This is a genomic window from Mesorhizobium sp. LNJC394B00, from assembly GCF_000502555.1.
In the GTDB taxonomy this organism is placed as follows: Bacteria; Pseudomonadota; Alphaproteobacteria; order Rhizobiales; family Rhizobiaceae; genus Mesorhizobium.
This window is the reverse complement of sequence record NZ_AYWH01000002.1, coordinates 276,426-289,220: the sequence shown is the minus strand read 5'-3', so window position 1 is coordinate 289,220 and position 12,795 is coordinate 276,426. Positions and strand designations below refer to the sequence as shown.

The window sequence follows — 12,795 nt, the reverse complement described above, 5'->3', positions numbered from 1 at the left end:
GCAAGCCGCCGGCTTACAGGTTAGCTTCCCGCGCATTCCGCAGGAGGCTTTCTTGATCATCGTTGTCGGCTCGATCAACCTCGACCTTATCGCCAATGTCGACCGCCTGCCTTCGCCGGGCGAGACGGTCCGCGGCTCCGGCTTCACCACCGCGCCCGGCGGCAAGGGCGCCAACCAGGCGCTGGCTGCGGCGCGCGCCGGCGCCAAGGTGCGCATGGTCGGCGCCGTCGGCAAGGACAATTTCGCAACCGAAGCCCTGGCTTTGCTCGTGGCCGGCAAGGTCGATCTCTCCGGCGTCGGCCAGAGCTTCGCCTCCACCGGCACGGCGCTGATCCTCGTCGGCGCCGATGGCGAGAATGTCATTGCCGTGGTGCCGGGCGCCAATGATTCGGTGCTGCCCGGCGATCTCGCCAAGGCTTTCCTTGCGAAGGGCGACGTCGTCCTGCTGCAGCACGAGATCCCGTTGCAGACTGTCGATGCAGCGCTCGACGCCGCACGCGCCGCCGCCGCGGTCACCGTGCTCAACACCGCGCCGTTCCGTAGCGAGGCGGCAGCGTTGCTCGGCAAGGCCGACTACGCCGTCGCCAACGAAACCGAATTCGACCTTTACGGCGAGGCGCTGTCGCTGAAAGGCCGCGACCGCCCGGCGCGCATGCGCGACTTCGCCCGCAAGACCGGCCGCACCATCGTCGTCACGCTCGGCGGCGACGGCGTGCTGGCGGCGACCCCGGAGGATTTCCTGACCGTGCCGGCGCTGAAGATCACGCCGGTCGACACCGTCGGGGCCGGCGATACTTTTTGCGGTTATCTCGCCGCCGGGCTGGCGTCCAACCTGCCGCTGGAGCAGGCTCTCACCCGCGCCGCAGCCGCCGGCTCGCTCGCCTGCCTGAAGCCCGGCGCCCAGCCGGCCATCCCGCTGGCCGCGGATGTGGACACCGCCCTGCGCAACAACGCCGGATGACAGCCCTGCGCCCCGCAACGAAGCACGCCGTGCCCCCCGCCGGCGACATCTGCCGGATGTCCGCTGTCGACCTGGCCGAGGCGATCCGGCTGCGCCGCCTGTCCGTGCGCGAGTTGGTCGCCGCATTCCTTGACCGCATCGACGCGGTAAACCCGCTGGTCAATGCCATCGTCTCGTTGCGCGAGCGCTCCGACATCCTGCGCGAGGCCGACGCGGCGGACGCGCATCTAGCGCAAGGCGGGCCGGCCGGCTCGCTGTTTGGCCTGCCGATGGCGATAAAAGACCTCGCCATGACGCGCGGCTTGAGGACCAGTTTCGGCTCGCCGATCTTCGCCGATTTCGTGCCGCAGGAGGATGATTTCTTCGTCGAGCGCATCCGCAAGGCCGGCGGCATCATCATCGGCAAGACCAACGTTCCCGAATTCGGGCTGGGATCCAACACCTACAATAATGTTTTCGGACCGACGCTGAACGCGTTCGATCCGGCGCTGACCGCCGGCGGCTCGAGCGGCGGCGCAGCGGTCGCCCTTGCGCTCGACATGGTCCCGGTCGCCGACGGCAGCGATTTCGGCGGCTCGCTGCGCAATCCGGCGGCGTGGAACAATGTCTATGGCTTCCGCCCGTCGCAGGGCCTTGTCCCCGGAGGGCCGGACCTGGAAGTCTTTCATGCTCAGATGGGCATAGACGGGCCGATGGGCCGCAGCATCAGCGACATGGCGCTGCTGCTCGACGTGCAGGCGGGCTACCATCCGCATGCGCCCTTGTCCTGGGAAAAGCCTGGTTCATTCCTCGAAGGGCTGGCAACGCCGGCAAGCGGCGGCCGCGTCGGCTGGCTCGGTGATCTCGGCGGTCACCTGCCGGTGGAGCCTGGCATCCTCGATCTGTGCGAGGCCGCACTCGGCCGCTTCGCGGAGGCATCCTTCCTGACCGAGCCCTTGCTGCCGGATTTCGATTTCGAGGCACTGTGGCAAGCCTTCGTGACGCTGCGGCAGGCGAGCAGCGGCTCGGCGCTGAAAGTCCATTATGACGACCCGCACAAGCGCGCCCTGCTGAAGCCGGAAGCCGTCTGGGAGGTGGAGAACGCCATGCGGCTGACGGCGCCGCAGATCCGCGCGGCCTCGGTCATCCGCACCTCCTGGCACCGGACGCTGCTGTCGCTGTTCGAGCACTTCGATCTCATCGCGCTGCCGACGGCGCAGGTCTTTCCTTTCGAAGTCGGCACGCATTGGCCAAGTGAGGTCGCCGGACGGACGATGGACAGCTACCATCGCTGGATGCAGGTTTCGGCCTTCGCCACGCTCGGCGGCTGTCCGGCGCTCAACGTGCCCGTCGGCTTCGACGACAAAGGCCGCCCCTTGGGCATGCAGCTGATCGGCCGGCCGCGCGGCGACCTCGCCGTGCTCAGGGCCGGAGCGGCCTATGAGGCGACCTTGCCTTGGCAGGTGGGGGCGTCCTGACGCGAGGGGCGGCACGGTCTGCGACCGGCTTGCACCAGCCCCGCCGCCATGCATTGATTGCAGCCAGCCGCCTAAGCGCATCCTCGAGGAAATCCCCCATGTCGCTGGAACTCTACGCCGCCTATGTCCTTGCCTGCATCGTCATCATCCTGGTGCCCGGTCCGACTGTCACGCTGATCATCGCCAACAGCATCCGCCATGGCTACCGCGCCGGCCTTGCCAATGTCGCCGGCACGCAGGCTGGGCTCGCCGTGATGATCGCCATTGTCGGCATCGGCCTCAACACGCTGATATCGGGCATGGGCCACTGGTTCGAATGGGTACGCCTGATCGGCGCCGCCTATCTGATCTGGATGGGGGTGCAGATGTTCCGTTCCAAGGGCGCGCTGAATGCCGACGGCACCGCGAGAAAGCCGCGCGGCGGCTTCTTCCTGCAGGGCCTGCTGGTGGCGCTGAGCAACCCCAAGACCCTGGTGTTCTTCGGCGCCTTCTTCCCGCAATTCATCGCCCCGCAGGGCAATTACACCCTGCAGATCGTCGTCATGGGCCTCACCGCCATGATCTTCGCCGCCGTCTCGGATTCCACCTATGCTCTCGCCGCCAGCCGCGCCGGCCGCCTGCTCTCGGCAAGCCGCATTAAGCTGATGTCCAGGATCAGCGGCAGCTTTCTGGTCGGCGGCGGCCTGTGGCTAGCTTTTTCGAAGGCGAAGTAACAACCGTGGACGGTCGTTTCCAACGGCAGAATGAGCCCGTACGTGAAGGCTGATTGAAAGTCAGTCTCCACGCCACCACATGACTTTGTGCTGGGGATTCTTTCAAATGTCATGGACTTATAGGGATTTGAAAAGGAACGCGCCCGGCGTGGTCCTGATCGTCGCCATGTTCGCGATGATGGTTCCTTCGGCGCTCTACAAATGGACGAATGACGCGAGCCCTATCCGGTCAGTCGAGCCAATCCACGCAACGGTCAAAAGCGCCCAATCGGACCACGACCACACCCTTTATCTGGTTTCGCTCGAAAGCGGTTCGTCCATTCTTGTCGATGACGACCGGCCGCATCTGATCGGCGCGACGGCAAACATGGAGCGCGTCACGCGCGAGAATGGAATGGTCTTCTATCGATTTGCAAAGTGAACGGCGGCGGCGCCTTCCTTCTCCCCCTGTGGGAGAAGGTGGATCGGCGCGATAGCGCCGAGACGGATGAGGGGTGTTCCAGCGGAGTGAGACGTGGGCGTTCCCTGGAACACCCCACATCCGTCGCCTTCGGCGACGCCGCCCGGGGGCGAGCCACTTGTCTCGCCCCGTCCCTTCGGAACCCACAATGGGAGAAAGGAAAGACAGAGCTAAAGCCGCGCCAACCTCTCAACCAGCAGCGCGAAAAACGCGTCATGGTCGATGTCGCGCATCACCATGGCGTTCTTCGGCCGCTTGGTCACGCCCCACCAGTCGATCACGGTCATGCCCATGGTGAGTTCGGAGGTCGTTTCGACGGTGACGTTGCAGTTGCGGCCCTTGAACAGCTCCGGCTTCAACAGATAGGCGATGACGCAGGGGTCGTGCAGCGGGCCGCCATCGGTGCCGTATTTCTCCTCGTCGAAGCGCTCGAAGAACTCCAGCATCTCGGCCGTCGCGGTGCCGACCCGGGTGCCGAGCTGGCGGATGGCCTGCGTGCGCTTGGCCGTGGTCAGCGCCTTGTGGGTGACGTCGAGCGGCATCATGACGATCGGAATGCCGGATTTGAACACCAGGTCGGCGGCTTGCGGATCGACATAGATGTTGAATTCTGCGGTCGGCGTGACATTGCCGCCTTCGAAGAAACCGCCGCCCATCAGTACGATTTCCTTGATGCGCGGCGCGATCTTCGGCTCACGGATCAGCGCCAGCGCGACATTGGTGAGCGGGCCGAGCGCGCACAGCGTGATCGTGCCGGCCTCTTCCTTCATCAGCGTCTCGACGATGAAGTCGACCGCATACTGGCCCTGCAGCTTCATCTTCGGATCGGGCAGTTGCGGGCCGTTGAGGCCGGTCTTGCCATGCACTTCCTCGGCGGTGACCAGCTCGCGCGCCAACGGGCGGATGGCGCCTGCATAGACCTTGATGTCGGGCCGGCCGGCCAGTTCGCAGATTTTCCTGGCGTTCTTTTCGGTCAATTTCAGCGGCACGTTGCCGGCAACAGCAGAGATGCCGACGATCTCCAGCTCGGCGCTGCCGAGCGCCAGCAATATGGCGACGGCATCGTCCTGGCCGGGATCCGTGTCGATGATGATCTTGCGGGTCTGGGGCATTTCATTTCCTTATGCGGGGGAGTCTTTTTGGCGGGGGTGTTCGGCGGCTTGAACTTGGCCGCGGCGCGGACCATATCAAGACCATCGGGAAAAATGCCATCCGGGTTTTTCCAGTTTATGTCGCTCCAAAGAGGACAGTGTAACATGAGCCGAATGACGCCCTTCTCCAGCCCGCTTCTCCTTGGTTTCGATGCCATGGAAAAGACCCTGGAACGACTGGCGAAATCCGGTGACAGTTATCCTCCCTACAACATCGAGCGCCTCAGCGGTGCTGACGGCAAGGCCGAAAGGCTGCGCATTACGCTGGCTGTCGCGGGTTTCGCCGAAAGCGATCTCGATGTCACCACGGAGGAAAACCAGTTGGTCGTGCGCGGCCGTCAAACCGACGACACTGAGCGCGAATTCCTCCACCGCGGCATCGCCGCGCGCCAGTTCCAGCGCTGTTTCGTGCTGGCAGACGGCATGCGGGTGATCGCAGCGGAACTGAAGAACGGCCTTTTGTCGATCGATCTCGATCGGCCGGATACCGAACGGCTGGTACGGAAAATAAATATATCGGTGAAAGACTGATCTTTACCGATGGCTCTCATGCGGGATGGCCTTGAGCGGCGTCCTCGCGCCAAGGAGGCTTGAAATGACCAGAACTGACGAAACCATCACCATGACCAGCGGCGAATTCGCCCATCTCGGCGAAGGCTCGGTCGCTTATCTCCGCAAGGTCTCGAGCGACGAGCTGCTCGGGCGCTTCCCCAACCTCGGCGAAATAGCGCCTGGTATGGTCCTGTGGGCCCTGTTTGCCGCCAACGGCCAGCCGATCCTGCTTTCGGATGCGAAAGACCGGGCTTTGGCCGGCGCCATGGAAAACGACCTGACCACTGTCGCCATTCACTAAGGCGACTGCTGGCGGTTGAAATGGAGAGGGCCGCCTTCGGCGGCCCCTGGAAGACTTAAATCCGAAGAACTTCAGGCGGCGTGCGAGGCCTGCGTGTCCGAAAGCAGTGCGTGGATGGCGACCGCGTCGCGCGTGCCTCTGATCTTGGCCACCGTGTCGGCGTCGCGCAAAACCCTGGCGATGCGCGACAGTGCCTTGAGGTGATCGGCGCCGGCGCCTTCCGGGGCCAGCAGCAAAAACACCAGATCGACCGGCTGGTCATCCAAGGCCTCGAAATCGACCGGCGTCTCCAGACGGGCAAAGACGCCGGCGATGCGCTTCACCCCGGCGAGCTTGCCGTGCGGAATGGCGATGCCGTTGCCGACGCCGGTGGAGCCCAGCCGTTCGCGCTGCAGGATGGTGTCGAACACTTCGCGCTCCGGAATGCCGGAAATCGCCGCCGCTCTCTCGGACAGCAACTGCAGAAGCTGCTTTTTGGAGTTCGCCTTCAACGCCGGCAAGATCGCCGGAACGTTGAGAAGATCGCTCAGATCCATATTTGAAATCCCTTATTCGCCTGCCGTCGCCAGTCCTCGCCCCTCGCGCGGCTGGCTATTATCCCTGTGCGACCATTGTCGTCACCTGTGCGACCATTGTCGTTGTCGTCACGCCTGTGCGACTTTGGTCGTCGACGGGTCGATCCAGCCGATATTTCCGTCCGGCCGCCGATAGACGATGTTGAGGTGGTCGTTTCCGGCGTTGCGGAAGACGAAAACCGGGCTGTCCTTGGTGTCGAGTTCGATAACCGCCGACGCCACCGACATGGTCTGCAGCGTCATGGTTGATTCGGCGACGATGGCCGGGGCGTAGTCCTCCGGAATGTCCTCATCGTCATCGGTCAGCGGCGCCATCACCGTATAGGCGATGTCGGTGATTTCACCATTTCCAGTGCCTGAATTGTGCGATTTCAGACGGCGTTTGTAGCGCCGCAGCCTGGTTTCGAGGCGGTCCGCGGCCGCCTCGAAGGCAAGTGTCGGATCCTGGGAATCGCCGGTTGCCTGCAGCGAAGCGCCGGAATCCAGCCTGATCATGCAATCGGCCGAGTAACGCGACCCCGATTTGATGACCGTGACGTGCCCTGAAAAACCGCGATCGAAATATTTTCCAATCGCCTCGCCGACACGATCGGTAATGCGCGTACGCAACGCATCGCCGATATCCATGTGTTTACCCGATATGCGCAATTTCATCTGAAAACTGACCTTCCTTGCTCAGGCTTCAAACTGGCCAGAGTTTATACTCGTGATCCGTGCGCACAAGCTTTGCGGCGTCAACTCGCGCCGATTTTAGATCCGAACTTTCCGGTTGATCACAATCCGCCTTCTTGGCCGTCCCGTGGCCTTCATCGTGACGGACCATCCGCATGCGGGCCGCGAGCCCGTCTCATGCGGGCGGGCTTCTAGACACTTCATTGCAGCTTGTCAATTAATGCATGTCGCCCAGAAGTGCGCTGCGGTTCTGGGACAACGACATGCATCAAAACAAAGACTTAAAGCGCGTCGTATGAATCCGTTTCAGCGCGATGCGCTTTAAGGTCGGAAAGTTGTGGAATCCAGCCATAGCAAAAGCCTTGCCGGGCAAGCAGACCTAGCGCCCCGCGCTCGCCAGAGCGCGCTTTTCACGCCGCCGCTGCACCGACGAGGGAATATTCATACCCTCCCGGTACTTGGCCACCGTGCGCCGGGCAATATCGACGCCGCTTTCCTTCAACATATCGACGATTGCGTCATCGGACAGCACATCGGCGGGCTTTTCCTCGTCGATCAGCTGCTTGATGCGGTCGCGCACCGCTTCCGAGGAATGCGCATCACCGCCGCCCGACGCCGCGATCGAAGCCGTGAAGAAATAACGCAGCTCAAACACGCCACGCGGCGTCAGCATGTATTTGTTGGCCGTCACCCGGCTGACGGTCGATTCATGCATGCCGATGGCATCGGCCACCGTGCGCAGGTTGAGCGGCCTGAGCTGGCGCACGCCATGGACGAGAAAAGCGTCCTGCTGGCGCACGATTTCCGACGCCACTTTCAGGATCGTCTTTGCCCGCTGGTCGAGGCTCCGCGTCAGCCAGTTGGCATTCTGCAGGCATTCGGCCAGGAAATCCTTCTCCGCCTGATTCTTCGCATGCGGCGAGACCTGGGCGAAATAGATGTGATCGACCAGCACGCGCGGCAGCGTCTCGGCATTGAGCTCGACCGTCCAGCTACCGTCATTGGCGGCACGGACTTCGACATCGGCGACGATGGCATCGCTGGCGCCGCCTGAAAATGCCGTGCCCGGACGCGGATCGAGCGCGCGGATTTCGGCCAGCATGTCGAGAAGATCCTCCTCGTCAACCCCGCAAAGCCGCTTCAGCGTCTGGAAATCGCGCCGCGCCAGGAGTTCGAGGTTGCCGATCAGCGTTTTCATCGCCGGATCGAGACGATCGCGCATGGCAAGTTGCAGCGACAGGCATTCGGCAAGGTCGCGCGCAAACAGGCCGACCGGCTCGAATGTGTGGCAGGCTGCCAGCACCTTGGCCACCACCGCCTGATCGGCGCCGAGCCGTTTGGCGATCTCGGCGGGATCGGCGCGCAGATAGCCGGCCTCGTCCAGGCCGTCGGCCAGTTCGGCTGCGATCAGCCTTGCGGCCGGATCGGCAAAGGCAAGCGCGATCTGCTCGCCGACATGCTGGCGCAGCGTGATCGCCGCGGCGGCCATGTCGCCGACGTCGAAGCCTTCGGAAGAACCGGACGAACTATTGCCGGTGGCCGACTTCCACTGCGCCGTCAGGTCCGGACCGAGCCGCTCGCTGGTGCCGGGATCGTCGGGGAACAGATTTTCCAGCGAGCTGTCGAGCTTGTCGGAGATCGCTTCGGCGCTCCACGCCGTCTCGTTTTCGAACCAGTCGCCATCGGCGGCAGGCTCAGGAGCGGCATCGCCCTTCTGCACCTGGTCGCTTGCGGCGTCATCCTGGGGCTCGGCGCGCTCCAGCAGCGGATTGCGCTCGATCTCGTCGTCGATGAAGTGGTCGAGCTCGACATGGGTGAGCTGCAACAGCCTGATCGACTGCATCAGCTGCGGCGTCATCACCAGCGACTGGGATTGTCGTAGCTGTAGTTTCGCCGCCAACGCCATGGTTCGGTTTCAAACGCCCTTCTGCACCCGGAAGCCTACACATCAGAAGCTGCCGGAAAATGAATTTTTCCGACCTTCCATAGAAACTGGCCCGGCTTTTGCTTGTCAAGGCGAACGATGGCAAAAGGCCCCTACCGAAGCATTATCTCACGCAAAATCGGAGAAAAAGCCCGGCGGGGCGGCAAAAATCACGTCAGGAAACAAATTTCACGCTCAGAGCGTGAAACCTTCGCCGAGGTAGAGCCGGCGCACATCGGGGTTCGCCACCACCTCGTCGGCACGGCCATGAGTCAGCACCTGGCCGGCATGGATGATGTAGGCGCGGTCGATGAGGCCGAGCGTTTCGCGCACATTGTGGTCGGTAATCAGCACGCCGATGCCGCGCGCCGTTAGATGACGAACCAGCTGCTGGATGTCGGCGACGGCAATCGGGTCGATGCCGGCGAACGGCTCGTCGAGCAGCATGTAGGCCGGGCGCGTCGCCAAAGCTCGGGCGATCTCAAGACGCCGCCGCTCGCCACCCGACAGCGACATGGACGGCGACTTCCGCAGATGGCTGATGTGAAATTCCTCGAGCAGTTCGTCGAGATTGCGCTCGCGCACCTTGCGGTCCTTCTCAACCACTTCGAGCACGGCGCGGATGTTCTGCTCGACATTCAGGCCGCGGAAGATCGAGGCTTCCTGCGGCAAATAGCCGATGCCGAGGCGGGCGCGGCGGTACATCGGCATCGAGGTGACGTCGAAACCGTCGATCTCGATCGTGCCCTCATCGACCGGCACCAAGCCGGTGACCATGTAGAAACAGGTGGTCTTGCCGGCGCCGTTCGGCCCGAGCAGCCCGACAGCCTCGCCGGCGCGCACGCCGATGGTGACACCGCTGACCACCTTGCGGCCCTTGTAGCTCTTGGTCAGACCCTTGGCGATCAGGGTGCCCTTGAACTTCGAGGAATCAACGGTGACTGTGGCCGGTGCTGCAAGTTTACTGGCCGCCCGTCCCGGAAGGCGGGTCAGCAGCGAAGACACGCCAGTCATTCGGGCTTCGGGGCCTCGGATTTCGGTGGCGGCGTCATCGACATGATGACGCGCCCGCCGCAGCCATCGACCTGAGCAAGGCCGCTTTTCATCTGCACGGTGAGCTTGCAGCCCTTGAGGACGTTGGGTCCTTGGGACAAGACGACCTCCTTGCCCGACAGAACAAGCACCTGCGTCTTCATGTCGAACGTGGCGTTGTCGCCGGTGGCGATCTGGTCATTCGACTTGATGTAGACTTTGTTCTTGACCACCAGATGGTCGATATTGGCCGAACCGGTCATCGCCGAAGCGCCGGCGGCAGCACCTTTGGCGGCGTTGGGGTCCTTGACGTAGTAGACCTCCATGCTGCCGGCCTTGAGCAGCGTCGGCCCTTGCGTGACGGTGACGTTGCCGCTGAACAGCGCCATGCTGTCGGCCTGGCGGACCTCAAGTTTGTCGCTCTCGATCTGGATCGGCTGGTCGCCCGACAGTTTGAGCCCGGATTGGCTGCTGGCGCTGGACTGAGCCCAGGACGGCGCCATACCCAGCAACAGCAAGGCCGAAGCTGCGGCGACAAGCCGTGCCGAATTACTGGGACGCATTCGTTTCTCCGCTCTTTGCCTCTGCCGCCTTCATAGTGGCCGGATCGATGTGAACGCTTACCTTGTTCTCGAAAACGATGACCTTGCCATTGTCTTCGACCGACATTGAACCCGCGGTGATCCGCGAGCCGTTACGGCTGACATCGACCGCATCACCTGTCTTCATAGAGCCTTTGCCCATATCGAGGAAGACCGATTTGAAGATGGCAGCGACGCCGTCGGTGGTGGTGACGGTAACGTCGCTGGTCATGTCCATCGTGTTGGCGTTTCTGTTGTAGATCCCGCGCTTGGCGTCGACGGTCGCCACATTGTCGGCCGTCAGCGGCAATTTGGCATGGATGCCTTCGAGTTCGATGATGTCCTGCTTGCCGACATCCTGGATGGCGCGCAAGGCCGTCAGCGAATAGGGCAGCTTGTCCTTGGTGAAGCCGTTGANCCTGCTTGCCGACATCCTGGATGGCGCGCAAGGCCGTCAGCGAATAGGGCAGCTTGTCCTTGGTGAAGCCGTTGAGCTTCGGATTGGCCATCACCAGCTTGCCATCCGCGAAAGCGGTGCCGTCTGCCTGTATCGAAATGTTGATCGGCGCCGCCAGATAGGAATAGACCGGAAACGCAACCGCGATCCCGGCGGCAAGCACCGGCACGGCAAACTTAAGCACGCGCACGCGGCGCGAGTGGCGCTGGGCGCGGTCGAAGGCGTCGCCGCGCGTGCCCGCTGGCGCCGTGGGCGCCAAGGCCGCATCGGCGTTGGTCGGTTCGTTCGATCGCGCAAGCATGACTGACTTCTAATAAACCCTTGTCCGCCAAAACACCTGCTATAGGTGGGTTGCCGGCCCCCGCAAGCAAGCACAAGCGGAGGAAAACCGCAAAAATGTGACGGCCGCTGTTTTACAGACGGAACTCAGGCGACACAATTTCGTCACTTCATAGCAGAAACGAACGCGCCGCGGCATTTTTTCGTGAAATGCCTCCGTCGCGAAGGTCGCTTCGTCGCAGGCTCTTGAGGAAGAGGTAGCCGGGCGCGGACGCTTGCTTTAAAAGCATCGCTTCCCACCGACTGTGAGGCAGACCATGGCACTGAGAGCCGACGACCTGATCGACCGCCGCCGCTTGCGGCGCAAGCTGACCTTCTGGCGCGGCGCCGCCATTGCCATCGTGGCCCTTGGGGTGATTGCGCTTGCAAGCTGGTTCTATGGGGGCGACCTCGGCGGTTCTTCCGTCGACCACATCGCCAAGGTCAGGATCGAAGGCACCATCGCCGAGGACGAGGAACTGATCAAGCGGCTGGAAACCATCCGCACATCCCCGCAGGTCAAGGGCGTCATCCTGGCGATCGATTCGCCCGGCGGCACCACGGTCGGCGGCGAATCGATCTACGAGGAGGTGCGCAAGCTTGCCGCCGACAAGCCGGTGGTGGCCGAGGTCGGCACGCTGGCCGCATCGGCCGGCTACATGATCGCCAGTGCCAGCGACCATATCGTTGCCCGCAAGACGTCGATCGTCGGCTCGATCGGTGTGCTCATCCAGTATCCCGATGTCAGCGGTCTGATGGACAAGGTCGGCATCAAGCTCGAGGAAGTGAAATCCTCGCCGCTGAAGGCATCGCCCTCGCCCTTCAAACCGACCAATGAAGACGAGCGAGCCATGGTCCGCAAGCTCATCCTCGACAGCTATGACTGGTTCGTCGGCATCGTCGCCGAGCGCCGCAAAATGACCCGCGATCAGGCACTGGCCCTTGCCGACGGCTCGATCTTCACCGGCCGCCAGGGCCTTGCCAACGGGCTGATCGACGCTGTCGGCGGCGAGAGCGTGGCGATCGACTGGCTGGCGACCAAGGGTGTCGACGCCAAGCTCAAGGTGGTGGAATGGAAGGACACCGAGCGGCGTGGTGGCTTCCTGTTCTCGAAAGCAATAGCGCGCAGCGTCGGCAGCGCGCTCGGCCTGTCGGAGGCCGGCAGCGACGTGCTTCACGAAATTGGCGCGGATCGCTTGTTTCTTGACGGTCTCGTTTCCGTCTGGCACCCTTGATCTGCCGGTTGGGGCGAGTAAAAAAGCAAATAAAATCATCCTGATAATTTGACCGCAGCGCTTTCACGGGGACCTTTCTGATGATCAAATCCGAGCTTGTGCAGATCATTGCCACGCGCAACCCGCATCTTTTCCTGCGCGACGTCGAAAACATCGTGGGAGCGATCTTCGACGAGATCACCGATGCCCTGGCGGAAGGCAATCGGGTCGAGTTGCGTGGCTTCGGCGCTTTTTCGGTGAAAAATCGCCCTGCCCGCACCGGCCGCAACCCGCGCACCGGCGAATCCGTCGACGTCGAGGAGAAGTGGGTGCCGTTCTTCAAGACCGGCAAGGAATTGCGTGAAAGGCTGAATGGCGGCAAGTAGGCGCGGACCAACGCGCCGGCGTTATCAAGGCCTGCCTTCTC

The 12,795-nt window shown here is 62.8% G+C and carries 15 protein-coding genes; 8 read left to right on the top strand and 7 right to left on the bottom strand.

The genetic code is table 11. The features are described 5' to 3' along the window. The first annotated feature begins 52 nt into the window (after positions 1-52). The 4 genes from X751_RS157720 to X751_RS157735 all read left to right on the top strand — a co-directional run bounded on the left by X751_RS157720 (position 53) and on the right by X751_RS157735 (position 3,552). Positions 53-961 carry a ribokinase gene (locus X751_RS157720; RefSeq protein WP_023744094.1) on the top strand — a complete coding sequence of 303 codons (909 nt, stop codon included), beginning with the start codon at positions 53-55 and terminating at the stop codon, positions 959-961. Next, positions 958-2,418 (top strand): amidase, encoded by a 1,461-nt coding sequence (locus X751_RS157725; RefSeq protein ID WP_031196903.1) that lies wholly within the window; start codon positions 958-960, stop codon positions 2,416-2,418. The genes X751_RS157720 and X751_RS157725 overlap by 4 nt, the downstream gene beginning before the upstream one ends. Positions 2,419-2,516: 98 nt before the next feature. Continuing rightward, positions 2,517-3,131, top strand: a complete 615-nt coding sequence (locus X751_RS157730) for a LysE family translocator (protein ID WP_023669737.1) — start codon at positions 2,517-2,519, stop codon at positions 3,129-3,131. A gap of 148 nt (positions 3,132-3,279) precedes the next feature. Continuing rightward, complete coding sequence (locus X751_RS157735) at positions 3,280-3,552, top strand: hypothetical protein (protein ID WP_245261353.1); 273 nt, start codon at positions 3,280-3,282, stop codon at positions 3,550-3,552. 209 nt (positions 3,553-3,761) lie between these two features. On the opposite strand, the gene X751_RS157740 is transcribed toward X751_RS157735, so the two are convergent. Then, positions 3,762-4,703, bottom strand: a complete 942-nt coding sequence (locus X751_RS157740; RefSeq protein ID WP_023698210.1) for a nucleoside hydrolase — start codon at positions 4,701-4,703, stop codon at positions 3,762-3,764. A gap of 144 nt (positions 4,704-4,847) precedes the next feature. Between X751_RS157740 and X751_RS157745 the strand changes: the two genes are divergently transcribed. Both X751_RS157745 and X751_RS157750 read left to right on the top strand, forming a co-directional pair. Continuing rightward, positions 4,848-5,273 carry an Hsp20 family protein gene (locus X751_RS157745; RefSeq protein WP_023669741.1) on the top strand — a complete coding sequence of 142 codons (426 nt, stop codon included), beginning with the start codon at positions 4,848-4,850 and terminating at the stop codon, positions 5,271-5,273. A 64-nt stretch (positions 5,274-5,337) separates the two neighbouring features. Beyond that, the gene (locus X751_RS157750; protein ID WP_023683072.1) at positions 5,338-5,595 is read left to right on the top strand and encodes a DUF1150 family protein; all 258 of its coding nucleotides are present in this window, start codon (positions 5,338-5,340) and stop codon (positions 5,593-5,595) included. 71 nt (positions 5,596-5,666) lie between these two features. Here X751_RS157750 and ptsN read toward each other — a convergent pair whose 3' ends face one another. From ptsN to lptC, 6 genes are all read right to left on the bottom strand, one after another. Further along, the gene (gene ptsN / locus X751_RS157755; RefSeq protein WP_023669743.1) at positions 5,667-6,131 is read right to left on the bottom strand and encodes a PTS IIA-like nitrogen regulatory protein PtsN; all 465 of its coding nucleotides are present in this window, start codon (positions 6,129-6,131) and stop codon (positions 5,667-5,669) included. A gap of 108 nt (positions 6,132-6,239) precedes the next feature. Continuing rightward, positions 6,240-6,824 carry a ribosome-associated translation inhibitor RaiA gene (gene raiA / locus X751_RS157760; RefSeq protein WP_023683071.1) on the bottom strand — a complete coding sequence of 195 codons (585 nt, stop codon included), beginning with the start codon at positions 6,822-6,824 and terminating at the stop codon, positions 6,240-6,242. Between the two features lie 397 nt (positions 6,825-7,221). After that, on the bottom strand, positions 7,222-8,748 hold the full coding sequence (gene rpoN, locus X751_RS157765) for an RNA polymerase factor sigma-54 (protein ID WP_023735117.1): 1,527 nt from the start codon (positions 8,746-8,748) through the stop codon (positions 7,222-7,224). 213 nt (positions 8,749-8,961) lie between these two features. Beyond that, positions 8,962-9,780, bottom strand: a complete 819-nt coding sequence (lptB, locus tag X751_RS157770; protein WP_023669746.1) for an LPS export ABC transporter ATP-binding protein — start codon at positions 9,778-9,780, stop codon at positions 8,962-8,964. Beyond that, positions 9,777-10,361, bottom strand: a complete 585-nt coding sequence (locus X751_RS157775) for an LptA/OstA family protein (protein WP_023683069.1) — start codon at positions 10,359-10,361, stop codon at positions 9,777-9,779. The genes lptB and X751_RS157775 overlap by 4 nt, the downstream gene beginning before the upstream one ends. Further along, entirely contained in the window at positions 10,348-10,812 is a 465-nt protein-coding gene (gene lptC / locus X751_RS1000000167815; RefSeq protein WP_245265738.1) for an LPS export ABC transporter periplasmic protein LptC, read from the bottom strand. The genes X751_RS157775 and lptC overlap by 14 nt, the downstream gene beginning before the upstream one ends. A gap of 620 nt (positions 10,813-11,432) precedes the next feature. On the opposite strand from lptC, the gene sppA reads away from it, so the two are divergent. Then, the gene (sppA, locus tag X751_RS157780) at positions 11,433-12,389 is read left to right on the top strand and encodes a signal peptide peptidase SppA (protein ID WP_023700101.1); all 957 of its coding nucleotides are present in this window, start codon (positions 11,433-11,435) and stop codon (positions 12,387-12,389) included. Between the two features lie 80 nt (positions 12,390-12,469). Continuing rightward, positions 12,470-12,754, top strand: a complete 285-nt coding sequence (locus tag X751_RS157785; RefSeq protein WP_023700102.1) for an integration host factor subunit beta — start codon at positions 12,470-12,472, stop codon at positions 12,752-12,754. Positions 12,755-12,795 lie beyond the last annotated feature (41 nt).